Below are 17217 nucleotides of genomic sequence, written 5' to 3'. Positions count from 1 at the left end.
GACTCCTGATTTATTAGTAATTATTTACTCCTATGCCAACTGCTTGAGATAAATTATCTAAATTGTTTTCTTCTAGCTTTTGGCTTAATCCCTGTAAAATATCGGGTACAATCCAAGGACCTTGATAAACCCAACCACTATAGAATTGTAGTAAAGTAGCCCCGGCAGTGATTTTTTCCCAAGCGGATTCGGTGTCAAAAATTCCTCCCACTCCGATAATGGGTAATTTTCCCTCTGTTTCTCGATAAATAAAGCGAATTACTTCGGTTGAACGTTGTCTTAAGGGTAAACCACTGATTCCCCCTGCTTCTTCGGTGATTGGCTTTCCTGTTTCATTTAGTATTTTTGTATGTAATCCCTCTTTTTTGATGGTTGTATTAGTTGCAATTAATCCTGAAAGTTGATATTGCTGAGATACCTTGATAATTGACCTGATTTGCTCATTTTCTAAGTCTGGCGCAATTTTGACTAAAATTGGTTTTTCACCCTGATTATGGCTTTGTAAAGTATCTAAAATTGGCTCTAATTGTTCACCCCCTTGAAGCGATCGCAATCCCGGCGTATTAGGAGAACTTACATTGATCACAAAATAGTCAGCATGAGCTTTTAAAACCTGAAAACTTTTTAAATAGTCTTCTTTTGCGTCATTTAACTCTGTTATCTTCGATTTACACAGATTTATCCCAATGGGAATAGTTCTTTCTTGTTTTTGCCACGTTTCTTGTAATCTAAGTGCGATCGCCTCTGCTCCTTGATTATTTGCCCCCATACGATTTAATAAAGCCTTATCCGCAGGTAAACGAAACATTCGAGGCTTAGGATTACCCTCCTGACTATGGTAAGTAACAGCCCCCAACTCAGCAAAACTAAAGCCAAAACTAGACCAAATTCCCGCCCCCTGAGCATTTTTATCAAATCCAGGAGCCAAACCTAAAGGATGAGCAAAATTAAAATTCCAGAGAGACTGAGAAAGATGAGGATAATTAACGCAAAAAGAATTTTCTAATTGTTGAATAATCCATCTCCCCCAAGTTTTATCTCGTTGAGACTGAATGTTATGAAGAATATGAAGGGCTTGATTGTGAGCAGACTCTGGATTTCCCTTTAAACTAGCAAAAAAAAGCGGATAAAATGGTTTAAAAAGATTAAGCATAATAATAATATTTTAAGGTTTTTTGTTAAAGTTAATTTAACTTAATTAACTGTCAAGAAAAGGTTGAGATATGTTAAGCAATAGTTAAATAAATCTAAAACGTAAACTGAATAAAAATACAAGTTGATCTTGAATATAACTGGTTTTTAGCTCAAAACGCCTTGATCCCAAGTAGGTAATAATAAGGTAAAGATAAAAACAACCGATAAATTTTACCTTAAAAAGATGACACATAATAACCAATGTACTTCAGCTTGTCGATACTGTCGATTCTACTCTCCAGAAGGGAGACGGGGGGGAATGTGTTCTCAGCTAGGAGTTTCGGTGAAAGCTCACTGGAAATCATGCCATTTTGCATCCCCCGTTTTTGATAATAATTGGCAACCTTTACCAGATATTGCCTTACTGGAAAAATCATTTTCTTTAGGATGTGCAACTCCTCAAGTGAATTTTACTATTGAATCTAACAAGGTGACGGAAAGTAATGTTAATTCCACAGAAGAAATTGTTTCTAATTAGTTTAATTTTATTTACAGCAATTTGAAATCTAATTGATAACCATATTGAGAAAAAAAGGGAGTAAGAATAATTATTTTACAGTTATTTATCTGATAACACAATGCTGTAAATTTCGGTGGAACTTTTGGTGTCATTTTTCCAGTATTTATTATCAAAAACGAGAGTATTTTAGTCTTCTGATTCCATGAATAAGATAGTCAACTATTCTCATCAACTTATTTGATTATTTATTCATTGTATTAACCCCTTGAAACAACATCACTAAACCAGCAATAACAATTACAAGGGCAATAATTCCTAAAATTAAGTCTAATTGGCTATTATCTATCATCATCAATATAATATTTAGAATATATAATTAATTATGGAAGCCAAGGGTAATCACGGAAATTAGGAGGACGTTTTTCCAAGAAAGCCTGTTTACCTTCTGCACCTTCTTCTGTCATATAATAAAGTAAAGTGGCATTTCCTGCTAACTCCTGTAGTCCAGCTTGGCCATCACAGTCTGCATTAAAAGCGGCTTTCAAGCAACGTATGGCGATAGGACTTTTTTCTAATATCTCCATTGCCCAGTTTATTCCTTCCGTTTCCAATTCTTCCACAGAAACGACTGTATTTACTAAGCCCATATCTAAAGCCTGTTGGGCGTTATATTGCCGACACAAAAACCAAATTTCACGGGCTTTTTTCTGTCCCACAATTCTCGCTAAATAACTCGCACCAAAGCCACCATCAAAACTACCAACTTTCGGCCCTGTTTGTCCAAAAATAGCATTATCTGCGGCAATGGTAAGGTCACAAATTAAGTGTAAAACATGACCTCCACCAATGGCATAACCAGCAACTAAAGCAATGACCACTTTCGGAATACTACGAATCAACTTCTGTAAGTCTAAAACATTCAATCGGGGTACTCCTGCATCGTCAACATATCCCCCTTTACCCCTAACAGATTGGTCCCCCCCAGCACAAAAGGCATATTTCCCATCTGTATGAGGTCCTGCACCAGTTAGTAGTATGACACCGATTTTTTTATCTTCCCGTGCATCACAAAAAGCATCGTATAGTTCAAATACAGTTTGTGGACGAAAAGCATTACGTTTATGAGGTCGATTAATTACTATTTTGGCGATGCCATCCCATTTAAAGTAAAGTATGTCTTCGTATTCTTTGACTGATTGCCAGTGGACATTCATTAGCTGTTAGTCTCTTGTTTTTTCTATGATTGACCGTGAATATTATACTATAACCTTTGCTCCTTGCCCTTTGCCCATTCCTGAATACTGATAATTGGTGCATCTCAGCATTGAGATAAACGCCATATCATAAATGATTTAGGATTGTTATATTGTAATAATAAGGAAAATTTGAGTCTAAAACTTTGGGGTTTAAAATGGCTGAAATCGATAATTTTTTACAGGATATAGAAAGTAAATATCAACAAAAAAATCAACAAGTATCAAAGGTTAATCATAATCAGTTAGATAGAGAGCAAAAAAAATCCAACAATTCTGATATTGATAGCTTTATTTCGGAAATAGAGTCACAAAAAAAGGTTACAGAAAATCAAGATATAACGGAGGATATAGTCTTAGAGATTGAGGGAAAATTTCAGCAAAAAAAATCTAGTAATTCCCTTAACTCAACATCGAATAAGAAAGATAATTTAATATCAGAAATAGAGTCTAAGTTTAATCAAAAACAGTCTCAATCAAAAATAGATTCTGATGATATTATATCTGATATAGAAAAACAATATAAACAAAAACAATCTGCTCATAAATCGCAAAAAAAATCTGGAATTGCAGAGAATTATATCAGTGAATTAGTTACTTCTTATCATCAAAAACAAAAAGAAATTAATCATAACAAAAAATCTGAAAATTTAGAAGAAATTAGACAACAAGAGTTAGAAAAACAAAGACAAGAAAAGTTAATCACTAGAAAAGCAGAGGTATGGTTAAAAAATTTAGATCCTTATTCTGATGAAGGCTTTTGGTTTGAACAGTTCGCTCTTTCTTATCCTACTAAATTAGAAGCTGCGATCGAATATTTAAAAGCACTGTCAAGTAGTTAAAACTAATAATTATTCAGAAATATTTATGCTGACTGTGGGCGGAACATCCATTTCTTTAATTGCCTTACTGCAAATTGTAATTGCTTTAATTTTAGTTATTATTATTGGCAAAATTTTCAAGAAAATATTTAAGGAAAATATCCTTAATAAACTAAATATAGACTCTGCGAATAGAGAAACATTTGCTAATATTATTAGTTATTTTTTTGGTGCAATATTATTTATTTTATTATTACAATATTTTGGAGTTAATTTATCCACATTAGCCGTTATTGGAGGCGGTTTAGGTTTAGGAATTGGTTTTGGTTTACAAGATATAACAAAAAATTTTATTAGTGGCTTAACTCTTTTATTTGAAAGACCAATTAAACCGGGAGATTTTATTGAAATAGAAAATATAAAAGGATATGTAACAGAAATTTCTACCCGTTCCACTGTGGTTGAAACTCAGGATGGTTCAGAAATATTTATCCCTAATAGTTTTTTTATTAATCATCGTTTTACGAACTGGAGCTATAATAGCTTCACTGCTAGAATAATTATCCCCATCGCAGTTGCCTATCAATCAGATTTGGTATTAGTTACAGAATTACTATTACAGTCAGCTTATCAAGAATCAAGGGTTGTGGCACATCCTTCCCCAGAAGTTTTATTAGTTGGTTTTGGAGATAGTAGCCTTAATTTAGAGTTACGAGTATGGATAAATCCTATTGATCAAGAGCCAGAAATAAGAAGTAATTTGAATTTTATTATTGAATATCTTTTTCGTCAATATAACATTACTATTCCCTTTCCTCAAAGAGATGTTTGGCTCAAAAATTATTCTGATGTTTTAGAGAATAAAAATATAAATATTAGTCAGGAAAAAAATAATCAAAATCATCATCATAAGTCAAAAAAATCAATTAAAGATATGTTATGGGAAGTAGATTATTTTCAAGATTTTAATGAGATAGAAATACGAAAATTAATTGAGTCAGGATACAGAAAAAATTTAGAGAAAGAACAGATTTTATTCAAAGAAAATGAAATAGGAGATACTTTTTATATTATTCTTTCGGGCAAAGTTGAAGTATTTGTTGAAAAAATAAATAAGCATTTAAACTATTTAAAGGCAGGTAGTTTTTTTGGGGAATTATCTTTGATGTTAGGAATGCCTAGAACCGCTACAGTTAAAGCAGTAGAACCAACAATTCTTTTTTGTATTAATCAGGCTAATTTTAGAAAATTGTTAATGAAAAATCCTGAACTTTATGACTTAATCGTTAATAAATTATCGGAAAGAAAAAATGAGTTAGTAGAAAGACAAAATGAGTTGAGAAGGATGGGATTAATTGATAAGGAGGAAGATGATAATAACCCATTAATTTGGGTAAGAAATAGATTAAAAAAATTAATTACTTAAAATACATAATATTTATAGTCATTTTAAATAAGAATAAAACAAAATCAAAATCTCTAGCTCTTGTTTATCAAAGACTTAAGTTTTTAAAAGTGTTTCAAAGTTAATTGAAATAACTATATTTACTTACTTTAGATTATCTATAGATTTTTCTAAGCAATATAACGCCCTTTTATCATTGCCGATGTGTTTCCAACATTCTTTTGCATATTCCCATTGATGACTTTTTTCGTAACATTCACCTGCTTTTTCATATTGAGGCATTTTTATCCATATTTTAGCAGCTTCTGTCCATTTTTCCTGCTTTTCACAAATATTTGCTACATTTTCCCATTCTTCTAGCTTTCTGTAACATTCTTCCATTTTGCTAAGATGATTAATCTTTTTGTAGCAGATAAGTGCTTTTTGAATATCGTCAATTTTTAGGCATTCTTCTCCTGCTTCATACCACTTACCTTGTTTTCCTAAACAGTAAGCTAATTTTTTGGTGTTGTTTAACCCTCTCCAACAATCTTCTGCTAATTGCCAACAGCTACCTTTTTCATAACATTCTGCGGCTTTTTCCCATTCATTTATTTTTTGCCATGCTTTCCCCGCAGATTCCCATTGTTGTAAACTTTGATAAATTTCGGCAATTTCCTGCCAATTTTTTGCTTGTTTATAGAGACAAATTGCTATTTTTAATTTGTTATCAACTATACGCCAGTATTTTTCTGCTTCTTGCCAATTTTCAATTCTTTCGTAATATTGGGCTGTTTTTTTGATTTCTCTGATTCTTTCAATGGCTTTACTTTCTAAATCTGTCTTGCGTAATTTTCTCCATATTTTTATTGCCTCTAGCCATTTATCCTGTTTTTCACACATCAAAGCAACCTGATGCCAGTTACCTAACTCTCGCCAACATTTTTCTGCTTCTTCCCACTCTTCACATTTTTCATGACATAAGGCTTTTTGTTGAAGGGGGTTGACTTTTGCCCATATTTTTGCCGCTTCTGAGTATCTTTGTTCTAGTTCAAGTGCGATCGCAACTTGATGCCAAGATTCTGATTCCTGCCATAACTCCATCGCTTTATCTAAATCATTAGCCTGTTGATAACAGTAAGCCGCTTTATTTTTATCTTCTATTTTAAGCCAATTTCTAGCACTCGATCGCCATTTTCCTTGATTTTGACAGCAAATAGCCACTTTTTCCCAGTTTTCTAATTTTTGCCAACATTTCTCAGCTTTATCCCATGCCTCCACTTTTTCCCAACACAACGCCGAAAACTCAAATTCTTCTGCTTTTTGCCAACATTCCCCCGCTTTATCCCATTCTTGCAAACTTTCCCAAAGAGGAGAGGCTTTTTTCCATTCCTCTAATTTTGTCCACATTTGGGCTGATTTGTCTAATTGTTTATTTTCTTGATAATATTCGTTGGCTAATTCATAGTTATGAAAAGCATCTATTTCTCTCCCCATTTCCTTTAATTTATCTCCAGCTAATTCCCATTGATTTAACTTTTCTAAGCAATCAATTTCCTTTTCTTTATTATTACTTTGCTGATAGCAATAAATAGCCATGGCAAAATCATTTTCTCGATAGAAATAATCTCCTCTCAAATTCCATTCCTCTTCGGCTAAATATCCCCATTTTTTCTGCCATAAATTATTATTTACTTCTGCCCAACAACGAAAAGCATTAACAAAATCATTAATTTTATCCCAATATTCTCCTGCATTTTCCCAATCTTCTTGCAACTCTGACAATAAGGCTTTGACTCTATTTATTTCTTTTTCATCTTTTATTCTTTCATAAATTTGAATAGCAATTTTATAACTTTTTTCGTTACCTTCATTAACGTAGTCTTCCGCCGCTTCTCTCATCTTATCTATGCTTTCATAAGACGCAAAAATAGTTTCTAATTCATCTAAATTACCTTGAGTTACTAAATTTTGAATTTCTGGTTTATTCCAAAAATCTATAGTTTGTTGATCATAAAAATATAACTTATTTCTTGCCCTTGTTATGCAAACGTATAAGCAGTTATATTTAAAATTATTTAGCTCCCTAATTGCTTGATTATTACGATTTTGCCAACTATCAAAACCAGTAAAAAAGTTCCAAATTAAAACTTCATCAAATTCTAAACCTTTTACTTCTTGAATCGTTAAAATTCTTTCGCTATCTTGAGGAAAATACGAGGCTAATCTTTCTTTTTCATTCTCATCACTAACAATAATGGCATTTTTAAGACCAAAAGAGGCTTTTTCTTGAAAAATTTGCTCAGGACTCTCTTTTAAAATAAAAGGTTTTATTTCTGATTCTAACCATGTTTCTTGTTTAATTAATTCTGATTGATTATTACTATTTTCTCGGATTATGTTGACAATAGCTGAACCTAAATTAACGATACCACTATAGGAACGAAAATTGATAGTTAAGTGTTCAGGCTCAATTTGTTTATTAATTTGATTGATTTGATAATAATTTTGATAGGATTGATGAATATTATTTTTTATTTTATTCCAACTAAAACCACTGGGGTTAATTGTTTGGGCTGGATCGCCTGTAAAAAATATTTTTGGTAAGCTATAACCATCATTATTTAAAATTAATAATCTTAGTAAAAATTTAACTTGAATTTGAGTTAAGTCTTGGATTTCATCGCAATAAATTTCATGATATTCCCCTTGATAATCTTCTGGTATTTGTTTTAATAAGTAGTGAGTATAATCTAATTCATCCCAATATTCGTGGGATTCTAACCAGTGCTGATAATTAGTAACTAGCTGATAAACTTGTTGGTAATTTATATCTCTTCTTAAAGTACTATGATTAATTAATTCTTGATATTGTTCATAAGTAATGAGATTATTTTCTAAATTAATTGCTTCTAATGAGCCTTTTAATAAATGTCTAATTTCTTCCCATAAAGATATTGGATTGAGATTATTTATTTTCTGAATTTGGTGTTGATAAAAATGATTAATAAAACGATACAAGTTAACTTTGTTTTCAGGCTTAAATCTTTTAATATTTAATCTGTATTTTTCACTAAATATTTGACATAAATTCTGATAATCTATATTAATAAAATTATCTAGTTTTTCAGGATAAATACGCTTAATTATATTTTCTGCATAGTTAGTTAATGAGCGATTATAAGTTACATATAAAACTTGATAGGACGATTGATCATTTTTTTGATTGTGGGCATTATGAAGAGCTAAATAAAGTGCGATCGAAGTTTTTCCACTTCCTGCACTGCCTGTTAATAAAGTAGGTAAATTAGGTTGTTGCTTGATTATTTGATACTGTTGAGATGATAAAATTAAATCAGGATCAGTTTGACTTTCAGGGTTAATTGTAAAAGAGAAAAAATCACTTTCTTGATGAGTGAAATAACTACAATTAATACTTAAATTATTATCACGCCAAAGATGTTCTTGTACAAGATTTTCCTCTAATTCTTCATGGCTTAAATTTTCAATATCTTCTACGCTATATTCTCCGATACCATTTATAAGAAACTTACCTCTATCCAAATCGTCATGGGGGATAAAATCAACGATTTTAATAACAGAATTATCCTGATTATCTTTTAATAAGGTTGCGATAATTCGATAGTTTAAATTATATCTAATACGAAAAATCTTTAAGCTACTATTAATTTTTAATTCCCTAATTTGACGGTAGGGAATACTATTATGAGTAATTCTTCTTACTTTAAATAAAAAACGACTACGCTCTTTGGGGCTTAAAGCTCTAATCTTATTCCAAACTCGAACGGAAAATAAAATTGGTATAGTCACGGGAAGTCAGAATTTGAAAATAATGAAGAATTAAGGGCTTATAGAACCTCTTAAATCTTTACTAACTTAATTCAATAATGACATCCAGAAAATAAGTGAATTACAAAAAGTAATAAAATTTAACAAATACATTGGAATAAAAAAATATAATCTGACACAGACATCTTACCCATCACGTATCAAAAATAAGAAATCTTGTTTCATAAACAATAAGAAATCTTGTTTCATAAACAATAAGAAATCTTGTTTCATAAACCACTCTTTGGTTACTGAGGAATTAATTTAATCAAACTTCTTAATGTCGAATTAACAGACTCTGAATCGGGAAAATACTTTTTCACGTCAGGATCAAGGATAATTATGTCAGAATTATTTTCTGGAGGGAAATATTCTGTTTTTCTCGTACCGTCTTCATAGTGAATAGTAACACTGTGTCCTTTTTGATACTGTTGATAATATTTACCTCTCACTGGGTTTTTGAGTTCAGTTAAATCATATTCTTCTCTCAAATTATCTTCTAACTCACATTGTATTTTATTTTTATCCTTCATAAAACCTCCTTTCTTTTGGTGTAACTAATCTTGCACTAATTAAACGAATTTTCTTACCACGTTCGACAAAAGAAACAAACAAACATCTACCCTGACTAGACAAACCTATTATAATATAGCGATTTTCTGTTTGAGAATGATCGGGATCGTCAAAATTGATTGATAATGGATCGTTAAATACTGAACTTGCTTCCTCAAAAGAAACTCCATGTTTTCTCTTATTTGTTTTAGCCTTACTATCATTCCATTCAAACTCTAAATCCAATTAACTTTCTCTCCTTTTTTGCTTAAAATTTCATGAATTTTTGTTGGGTTACGTTAACACTAACCCAACCTACAGAGTTATCAATAAACGTTAATAAAAAAGGGTTGAACAATGTTCAACCCCTACGATATAAAAGGTGAAACAGGCATCTTGCCTGTAGGTTTTAAGGAATTACATCATTCCCATACCGGGCATTCCCATGCCACCCATGCCGGGCATTCCTCCGCCCATGCCACCCATATCGGGCATTGCAGGTTCAGGAGCGGGTTTTTCTACCACTAAGGCTTCGGTAGTTAAGACTAATCCGGCAATGGATGCGGCGTTTTGTAAGGAGGTACGAACTACTTTTGCAGGGTCAATAATACCAGAAGCGATTAAGTCTTCATATTGTCCTGTTAAAGCATTGTAACCGATATTAGCATCAGATTCTTGAACTTTGGCAACAACGATCGCACCTTCTACTCCTGCGTTTTTAGCAATTTGAGCGAGAGGGGCTTGAATGGCTCTGAGGACAATGTCTGCACCGATTTTCTCTTCTTCGATGGTAAGACTATCTCTTAATTCGGCTACTTTGGGAGATAAGTGAATTAAACTTGCACCACCTCCGGGTACAATTCCCTCATCCACTGCGGCTTTAGTAGCGTTAAGAGCGTCTTCAATGCGTAATTTTCTTTCTTTTAATTCAGTTTCGGTAGCCGCACCTACTTTGATGACTGCTACACCACCAGCTAATTTAGCGATACGCTCTTGTAATTTTTCAGTGTCGTATTCAGAATCAGTTTCTTCGAGTTGTTTACGGATTTGAGCAACTCTTTTTTCTATTTCGGCTTTATTTTCTCCATCGGCAACAATAATGGTGTTATCTTTCTCGATGGTGATTTTACGAGCTTTACCTAAGTCATCTAAATTGGTAGTATCAAGACTTAAGCCAATTTCTTCAGAAATCAAACGTCCGCCAGTTAAGATAGCAATATCCTGTAACATGGCTTTACGGCGATCACCAAAACTAGGTGCTTTGATAGCGGCTACATTTAAGACACCACGGGCTTTATTAACTACGAGGGTAGCAAGGGCTTCTCCTTCAATGTCTTCGGCAACAATGAAAAGAGGTTTACCTGCACGGGCAACATTTTCTAATACAGGGACTAAATCAGCAATAGAGCTAATTTTTTTATCGGTAACTAAGACGAGGGGATTTTCAAATTCAACGATTTGTTTTTCTTGATCGGTGACAAAATAAGGAGACATATAGCCTCTATCAATCTGCATTCCTTCCACTACTTCTAATTCGGTGGCTAAGGATTTAGATTCTTCTACGGTAATCACGCCATCTTTAGTAACTTTATCCATGGCGGTAGAAATCATTTGCCCGATTTCTTCATCATTTCCTGCGGATACGGTAGCAACTTGGGCAATAGCGTCTCCTTCTACGGGTTTAGCCATAGCGGAAATTTCTTTCACTAAAAGTGCGATCGCCTTATCAATACCACGACGTAACGCCACGGGGTTAGCACCAGCAGTAACATTTTTCAGGCCCTCTTTAATAATTGCTTGAGCGATAACTGTAGCGGTGGTTGTGCCATCTCCTGCAATGTCTTTGGTTTTAGAAGCAACTTCGCGCACTAAACGAGCACCAGTATTTTCTAAGGGGCTTTCTAATTCGATTTCTTTAGCAACGGTAACACCGTCTTTAACAATTTCAGGTGCACCGAATTTTTTTTCTAATAATACATTTCTACCCTTAGGTCCTAAAGTCACTTTCACCGCATTAGCAAGGGCGTTAACTCCTTGTTCTAGGTGTCTTCTGGACTCTTCTTTAAAAGATACAATTTTAGCCATAGATATTTCTGCTGTAAGACTATATTTATTTTTTTCCCATAGATAAATTTAGCACTCTTAGGTCATGACTGCTAATACGGTTATCAGCACCTTTTCTTTGATTAAGTAATGAGCAATTAGTATTAAGGTTTTAGGGGATTGGGCTGTTAGGGAAAAATGAGTTAGGGGTTAGGAGCGAATGGCCATTCGCCCGTACAAGAGTTTGAAGTTATTAATTATTCACTATTCATCTTTGCCCTCACCCCCAACCCCTCTCCCACAGTAGAGGGGAGCGTTTTTTCTTAATAATTGATTAATTAATACTTAAAAACTCCTGTATCTGTTACTATTTGTTAGTTTCAAAAATTGAAATTGACATTTTTGAGAATGAAAAAACCCTGGGGTATAAAGGGGGGTTTGCCCCTTGCCTCTTACCCTTTTAAGAGGAGACACAGAGGGTTTTGCCTTTTGCCCTTTTAACCTTGCCCATTGCCTTTTTTTATCTATTTACTGGTTATAGATGATGACTGAAAGTGTTAAGGCTACCCAAAACAAAAGAAACATTTTCTTCTCCACCATAAAAAATGAGGGAGGCTTGGGTTTCACTCCAACGGCTGATAAAGTGGGGTTGTAAACCAAAAAGAATGATTAAAACAGCTAAAATCAGGGCAGGAATTCTCTCACTCCACAAAACTCTGGGCAAATTGCTTAATTCGGGGGTTAAGCGTCCAAAAAAGACTCGATTCACCATTAACAAGAAATAAACTGCGGTTAAGCCTGTGCCAATTAAACATAGTAGGGTGGGAATGGGAAAAATGGGGAAGCTACCTCTGAATACTAAAAATTCGGAAATAAAGCCAACCATCCCGGGAATACCGCAACTAGCCATTACTGCTAATATCATTAAACTACCAGTAACTGGTAAACCTTTTTCAGGATTGAGTAAGCCTCTCAGATAATTCACATCACGACTACCAGTTTTTTTATAGACAATACCCACCAAAATAAATAACATGGCACTAATTAAGCCATGACTAACCATCTGTAAAATGGAAGCCTGTAAACTCAAGCGGGTAGTAGCAGATGCAGCAAGTAAAACATAAGCCATGTGGGCAATGGATGAGTAGGCAACTACTTTTTTCATATCCTTTTGCGCGATCGCACACATAGCACCATATAAAGCACTAATTCCCGCCAGAAAAGCCAAGTAAGGGGCAACCACGAGCCAACCTTCAAGGAAAAAACCTACTCCGAAACGTAATAAGCCATAAGTGCCTAGTTTCAACAATACCCCTGCTAACAAAACCGAAACTGGTGTACTAGCTTCAACGTGGGCATCAGGAAGCCAAGTATGGAAAGGAAAAATGGGGATTTTAATAAATAAGCCGATTAAAAGGGGAATTAAGAGCAAAACTTGAGTGCCAACGGGTAAAGCATGGGACTTCAAAGGTTCAAAAGCAAAAGTTGGCTCTCCACTAAACCAAACTAAGCCCAAAAAAGAAATTAAGACGAGGAATCCAGATAAAGCGGTGTAGAGTAAAAACTTCATTGCCGCATAACCTCTTTTTGCTCCTCCCCAAACCGCAATGAGAAAATATAAAGGTACAATTTCTACTTCATAAAACAGGAAAAATAACAATAAATTTTCTGCTAAAAATGCTCCTGCAACTCCTCCTGTTAAAAGTAAAATCATCCCATAATAAAAACGAGGTCTTTGAATATCTTTAGGAGAGATATAAATAGCAATTAAAGTTAATAAACTATTGAGAGAAATAAGGGGTAAAGATAAACCATCAACCCCTAAATCATAGCCTAAGCCGAGCCAATTTAGCCAAGAAAAACTTTCAGTAAACTGAGTATCAAATAAGCTAATGTCAAAATTACTCCCAATGATGATATTAATAATGAGAGTTGCGATCGCAATAATGAAAGCAATATTGCGATAAATGAGAGTATTTTTAAAGCTAGGTAAAAAACAAACAATTATTGCCCCAAAAATAGGCAACCATATCAAGGAACTAAGCATATTAAATAATTAATAGTTGATAGTTAATAATTTTGAGAAAAACTTTTTAATTAAACATTTAGCAGATAATATCTATATAGTTTTGTAATGAGGGCTTTAGCCCTTTTTTGAGGGAATTACTAAAGAAATTTATTATTGTTCAATTCCTCATTAAAATGATCCCCAATAGTTAAGAATATTATTCCATTGTCCACTGAGGATAGACCACATTAATAATACCACTCCGACAATGATGGTTAAGATATAGAACTGAGATTGACCAGATGTATTATATTTAAGGGTATTGCCTCCGAAAATAGTTACTAAACTAATCAGGTTAACCACTCCATCAATAATGTAGCGATCGCACCATGTGGTAAACTTAGCTAAATTAGAGACAAAAGCCACAACTGTAAATTGATAAATCTTGTCTAAATAGAAATCATAGGCAAGTAAATCTTGAATGACTCGCACGGATTTTTCCACAGGGCGATAAAAACCTTTTCTGAGGGGAATTAAAAAGCCGATAACACAACCCAACAAACCAGAGGCGATAATTAAAGGTAAGGCATAACTAACCACCATAGCAGTATTGTTTAAAATAGGAGCATTAGGACTTAACCAGAGAGAATAATCAAAAGGTAGAATTGGAGCAAGTAAAGTAATAATAGTTAGGGAAACCATCGGAATTGCTAACTGCCAAGGAATTTCAGGAGCTCGACGGGTTTTAGGTTGAGTTTTGCCCAAGAAAACAGCCCGAAACACACGGGTAAAATTAAGGGCATTAATCAAATTAACTAATAAAAGAATCCCTAATAACCACCAAGAAACCTCTAAACTACCATTAAACCAGCGATGGAAAGTAATTAACATTCCCGAAGGCAATAAAGCAATGATTCCCGCACTGCCCGTCATGTAAGCAAGGGTTGTACTCGGCATTTTAGACCAAATTCCCCCCATTTCCGTAATATTTTGGCAACTGGTAGTCAGAATAATTGAACCTGCACTCATAAATAGTAAAGCCTTGGCAACCCCATGACAGAATAAAATCAAAAAGGCAATATCCACATGACCCAATCCCACGGCAATAAAGACTAAACCTAAATAAGCACTGGTAGAATGGGAAAAAGTCCTTTTAAGATCTATTTGTGCTAAAGCAATTAATGACCCTCCAATGGCAGAAATCGCACCAATTACCACCAAAGTATGAGAAGCCACAGGAGAAAGAGTGAATACTGGTTCTAATTTAATTAATACATAAGCACCAGCAGAAACTACGATCGAATTTCTCATAATACTAGCTGGATTAGGACCTTCCATCCCCTCATCTAACCAAAGATTTAAAGGGAATTGAGCGCATTTGCCCGTAGGACCTGCAATTAGAGCTAAACCAATCAAAGTTGCCGTAAAAGTGGGAATAGAGGGGTTTTCTGCCCATTCTTGTAACTGAGAAAAACTTAATCCTGCTCCATCACTAGATAAAGCAACAATACCCATTAACAACAAAATATCCCCAACTCTTTTGGTAAGAAAGGCATCTCTAGCCGCCGTAACAACAAGGGGCTGTGCATACCAGAAACCTACTAATAGATAAGTAGAAAGGGTTAACAACTCTAACAAACCATAACTGAGTAAAAGGGAGTCACTTATAGCAATACCCCCTAAAGCCGCTTCAAAAAAGCCCATTAAGCCAAAAAATCGGGCTAATGACCAATCTTTCTCCATATAGCCAATGGCAAATATTTGTGCCAGTAAACTAATAATGGTGACTAACTCTAATGCACCACTGCTGACAGGAGAAATTTCGATGGCTAAAGACAAATCTAATTCAGCAATACTAAACCAAGGAAAAACAATACTTTGAGAGGGAAAATTACCAATATTAAAAAAGATGATACTACCATGAAAAAATGATAGTAAGGTCATTAAAATATTCAAATAAGCCGCCGGGCGAGGTCCTGTTTTGCGAATAAATCCTAATGCCCAAGGCAGACTAAAAATAGCCCCTAACAATCCATATAAGGGGATAAACCATATATGCTGAATAAGAAAATTAATCATGCTTATTGAATAGTATGTTTATGTATTAAAATAACTTTATCTACTTTTTTATCTACTTTTCTTGATGAATCGATTTTACAGCAATTTGTTAAGAATAAATAGACCTGAGTTCAGAGTTTGAAGTTTAGGTTGTGGATTAAATTTTGTCAGAAATGCAAATCAATTTTGCTATGTTTAAAATAAATTCTTGACCCTAAACTATCAATTACGACCTAGGAATGTTTTGAATAAGTGCAACGAAGATAGGGGATGTTGCGTTTAACAATAATGATACAATTATTTATTAAGTTTTATTAACAAAAACAAATAACTGAAGTATGGGAAATCAAATTGAGGATTTGTTACAACCTTTTCAAAGATTTGGGATTAATTTGGGATTAAAAAGAATTAAAAATTTATTAGCTTTACTAGATAATCCTCAAGAAAAAGTGCCAATAATTCATGTAGCTGGAACTAATGGTAAAGGCTCTGTTTGTGCTTATTTATCATCAATTTTAACCGCTTCGGGATACAAAACAGGACGTTACACTTCTCCTCATTTAGTTAACTGGACGGAAAGAATTTGTCTTAATGAAAAACCCATAGAAGAAAATATTTTAATAGCAATTTTAGAAAAAATAAGATCGGTTATTAATCCTAATGATCCCGAATGTCCCACTCAATTTGAAGTAATTACGGCGGCGGCTTGGCTTTTTTTTGCTAATTCAGAGGTTGATGTCGCAGTGATGGAAGTGGGTTTAGGGGGAAGGCTTGATGCTACTAATGTGTGCGATCGCACTTTGGTTAGTATTATCACCTCTATCAGTCGAGAACATTGGTTCATATTGGGGGATACCCTCAGTAAAATTGCCACGGAGAAAGCAGGAGTTATTAAGGAAAAATGCCCTGTAGTGGTAGGAAGTCTTCCTGAAGAAGCCGTTAGGGTAGTCAAAAATCGAGCGGAAGAATTAAACGCTCCCACAATTTGGGTAGAATCAGCCCAAAAATTATCCCCTAATCAAGCTGAATATGAAGGGGTTAACTACCCTTTAGCTTTAGGAGGAGATATACAATTACAAAACTCAGCAATTGCGATCGCAACTATCAAAATATTACAAGAAAAAGGTTGGCAAATCCCCACATCTGCCATAGAAGAAGGCATGAAAAACACCCGTTGGCGAGGAAGAATTGAATGGGTGAAATGGCAAAAACGAGATTTACTGATTGACGGGGCGCATAATGTCGCTTCTGCTGAGGTTTTAAGGCAATATGTGGATACCTTGCATAAACCCACTACTTGGGTCATGGGAATGTTAAACACAAAAGACCACGAAGGTATTTTTAAGCAATTATTACGTCCTGAAGATCAACTTCATTTAGTACCTGTACCAGATCATAGCACCGCCGAACCCGAAGAATTAGCAATATTAGCAAAAACCATTCAACCTCAATTAAAACAGGTACAAACTTACGGCGATTTATTCACTGCCCTAGATTCTGTTACCAACAATCAGGAAACTGCAACCACATCTATTGTCCTTTGTGGTTCTTTATACCTACTAGGATACTTTCTTAGTAAGTTAGGGTAAGGGCAA

General features: G+C 34.2%; 13 protein-coding genes. 4 read left to right on the top strand and 9 right to left on the bottom strand.

The window, feature by feature from the left end; genetic code table 11:
• Positions 1-13: 13 nt before the first annotated feature.
• The gene (locus CYAN10605_RS06675; RefSeq protein ID WP_015219179.1) at positions 14-1153 is read right to left on the bottom strand and encodes a quinone-dependent dihydroorotate dehydrogenase; all 1140 of its coding nucleotides are present in this window, start codon (positions 1151-1153) and stop codon (positions 14-16) included.
• Positions 1154-1378: 225 nt separating this feature from the next.
• Between CYAN10605_RS06675 and CYAN10605_RS06670 the strand changes: the two genes are divergently transcribed.
• Positions 1379-1672, top strand: a complete 294-nt coding sequence (locus tag CYAN10605_RS06670; RefSeq protein WP_015219178.1) for a hypothetical protein — start codon at positions 1379-1381, stop codon at positions 1670-1672.
• 223 nt (positions 1673-1895) lie between these two features.
• Here CYAN10605_RS06670 and CYAN10605_RS18795 read toward each other — a convergent pair whose 3' ends face one another.
• Both CYAN10605_RS18795 and menB read right to left on the bottom strand, forming a co-directional pair.
• Positions 1896-2006 carry a hypothetical protein gene (locus CYAN10605_RS18795; protein ID WP_015219177.1) on the bottom strand — a complete coding sequence of 37 codons (111 nt, stop codon included), beginning with the start codon at positions 2004-2006 and terminating at the stop codon, positions 1896-1898.
• A 28-nt stretch (positions 2007-2034) separates the two neighbouring features.
• A complete protein-coding gene (gene menB, locus CYAN10605_RS06665) occupies positions 2035-2868 on the bottom strand; it encodes a 1,4-dihydroxy-2-naphthoyl-CoA synthase (protein ID WP_015219176.1) in 834 nt (277 codons plus the stop codon).
• 197 nt (positions 2869-3065) lie between these two features.
• On the opposite strand from menB, the gene CYAN10605_RS06660 reads away from it, so the two are divergent.
• Together CYAN10605_RS06660 and CYAN10605_RS06655 are read left to right on the top strand one after the other, a co-directional pair.
• A complete protein-coding gene (locus CYAN10605_RS06660; RefSeq protein WP_015219175.1) occupies positions 3066-3749 on the top strand; it encodes a salt stress protein, Slr1339 family in 684 nt (227 codons plus the stop codon).
• Between the two features lie 25 nt (positions 3750-3774).
• Complete coding sequence (locus tag CYAN10605_RS06655; RefSeq protein ID WP_015219174.1) at positions 3775-5154, top strand: mechanosensitive ion channel domain-containing protein; 1380 nt, start codon at positions 3775-3777, stop codon at positions 5152-5154.
• 123 nt (positions 5155-5277) lie between these two features.
• On the opposite strand, the gene CYAN10605_RS06650 is transcribed toward CYAN10605_RS06655, so the two are convergent.
• From CYAN10605_RS06650 to CYAN10605_RS06625, 6 genes are all read right to left on the bottom strand, one after another.
• On the bottom strand, positions 5278-8943 hold the full coding sequence (locus CYAN10605_RS06650; protein WP_015219173.1) for a UvrD-helicase domain-containing protein: 3666 nt from the start codon (positions 8941-8943) through the stop codon (positions 5278-5280).
• A 266-nt stretch (positions 8944-9209) separates the two neighbouring features.
• Positions 9210-9494 (bottom strand): hypothetical protein, encoded by a 285-nt coding sequence (locus CYAN10605_RS06645; protein ID WP_015219172.1) that lies wholly within the window; start codon positions 9492-9494, stop codon positions 9210-9212.
• Positions 9484-9759, bottom strand: a complete 276-nt coding sequence (locus CYAN10605_RS06640; RefSeq protein ID WP_015219171.1) for a BrnT family toxin — start codon at positions 9757-9759, stop codon at positions 9484-9486. Before CYAN10605_RS06640 ends, CYAN10605_RS06645 begins: the two co-directional genes overlap by 11 nt.
• A 171-nt stretch (positions 9760-9930) precedes the next feature.
• Positions 9931-11598 (bottom strand): chaperonin GroEL, encoded by a 1668-nt coding sequence (gene groL / locus CYAN10605_RS06635; RefSeq protein ID WP_015219170.1) that lies wholly within the window; start codon positions 11596-11598, stop codon positions 9931-9933.
• 493 nt (positions 11599-12091) lie between these two features.
• Positions 12092-13603 carry an NADH-quinone oxidoreductase subunit M gene (locus tag CYAN10605_RS06630; RefSeq protein ID WP_015219169.1) on the bottom strand — a complete coding sequence of 504 codons (1512 nt, stop codon included), beginning with the start codon at positions 13601-13603 and terminating at the stop codon, positions 12092-12094.
• A gap of 150 nt (positions 13604-13753) precedes the next feature.
• Positions 13754-15643 carry an NAD(P)H-quinone oxidoreductase subunit F gene (locus CYAN10605_RS06625; RefSeq protein WP_015219168.1) on the bottom strand — a complete coding sequence of 630 codons (1890 nt, stop codon included), beginning with the start codon at positions 15641-15643 and terminating at the stop codon, positions 13754-13756.
• A 317-nt stretch (positions 15644-15960) separates the two neighbouring features.
• Between CYAN10605_RS06625 and CYAN10605_RS06620 the strand changes: the two genes are divergently transcribed.
• The gene (locus CYAN10605_RS06620) at positions 15961-17211 is read left to right on the top strand and encodes a bifunctional folylpolyglutamate synthase/dihydrofolate synthase (protein ID WP_015219167.1); all 1251 of its coding nucleotides are present in this window, start codon (positions 15961-15963) and stop codon (positions 17209-17211) included.
• Positions 17212-17217: the final 6 nt, after the last annotated feature.

The sequence above is a fragment of the Cyanobacterium aponinum PCC 10605 genome (assembly GCF_000317675.1).
Taxonomy (GTDB): domain Bacteria; phylum Cyanobacteriota; class Cyanobacteriia; order Cyanobacteriales; family Cyanobacteriaceae; genus PCC-10605.
This window is presented reverse-complemented; position numbering and strand designations above follow the sequence as displayed.

Excerpts from the sequence above, each read along its gene's own strand:
- groL (WP_015219170.1), bottom strand. The coding sequence starts at position 11,598 with ATGGCTAAAATTGTATCTTTTAAAGAAGAGTCCAGAAGACACCTAGAA.
- CYAN10605_RS06670 (WP_015219178.1), top strand. The coding sequence starts at position 1,379 with ATGACACATAATAACCAATGTACTTCAGCTTGTCGATACTGTCGATTC.
- CYAN10605_RS06660 (WP_015219175.1), top strand. The coding sequence starts at position 3,066 with ATGGCTGAAATCGATAATTTTTTACAGGATATAGAAAGTAAATATCAA.
- CYAN10605_RS06630 (WP_015219169.1), bottom strand. The coding sequence starts at position 13,603 with ATGCTTAGTTCCTTGATATGGTTGCCTATTTTTGGGGCAATAATTGTT.
- CYAN10605_RS06625 (WP_015219168.1), bottom strand. The coding sequence starts at position 15,643 with ATGATTAATTTTCTTATTCAGCATATATGGTTTATCCCCTTATATGGA.
- CYAN10605_RS06655 (WP_015219174.1), top strand. The coding sequence starts at position 3,775 with ATGCTGACTGTGGGCGGAACATCCATTTCTTTAATTGCCTTACTGCAA.
- CYAN10605_RS06620 (WP_015219167.1), top strand. The coding sequence starts at position 15,961 with ATGGGAAATCAAATTGAGGATTTGTTACAACCTTTTCAAAGATTTGGG.
- CYAN10605_RS18795 (WP_015219177.1), bottom strand. The coding sequence starts at position 2,006 with ATGATGATAGATAATAGCCAATTAGACTTAATTTTAGGAATTATTGCC.
- CYAN10605_RS06645 (WP_015219172.1), bottom strand. The coding sequence starts at position 9,494 with ATGAAGGATAAAAATAAAATACAATGTGAGTTAGAAGATAATTTGAGA.
- CYAN10605_RS06675 (WP_015219179.1), bottom strand. The coding sequence starts at position 1,153 with ATGCTTAATCTTTTTAAACCATTTTATCCGCTTTTTTTTGCTAGTTTA.
- menB (WP_015219176.1), bottom strand. The coding sequence starts at position 2,868 with ATGAATGTCCACTGGCAATCAGTCAAAGAATACGAAGACATACTTTAC.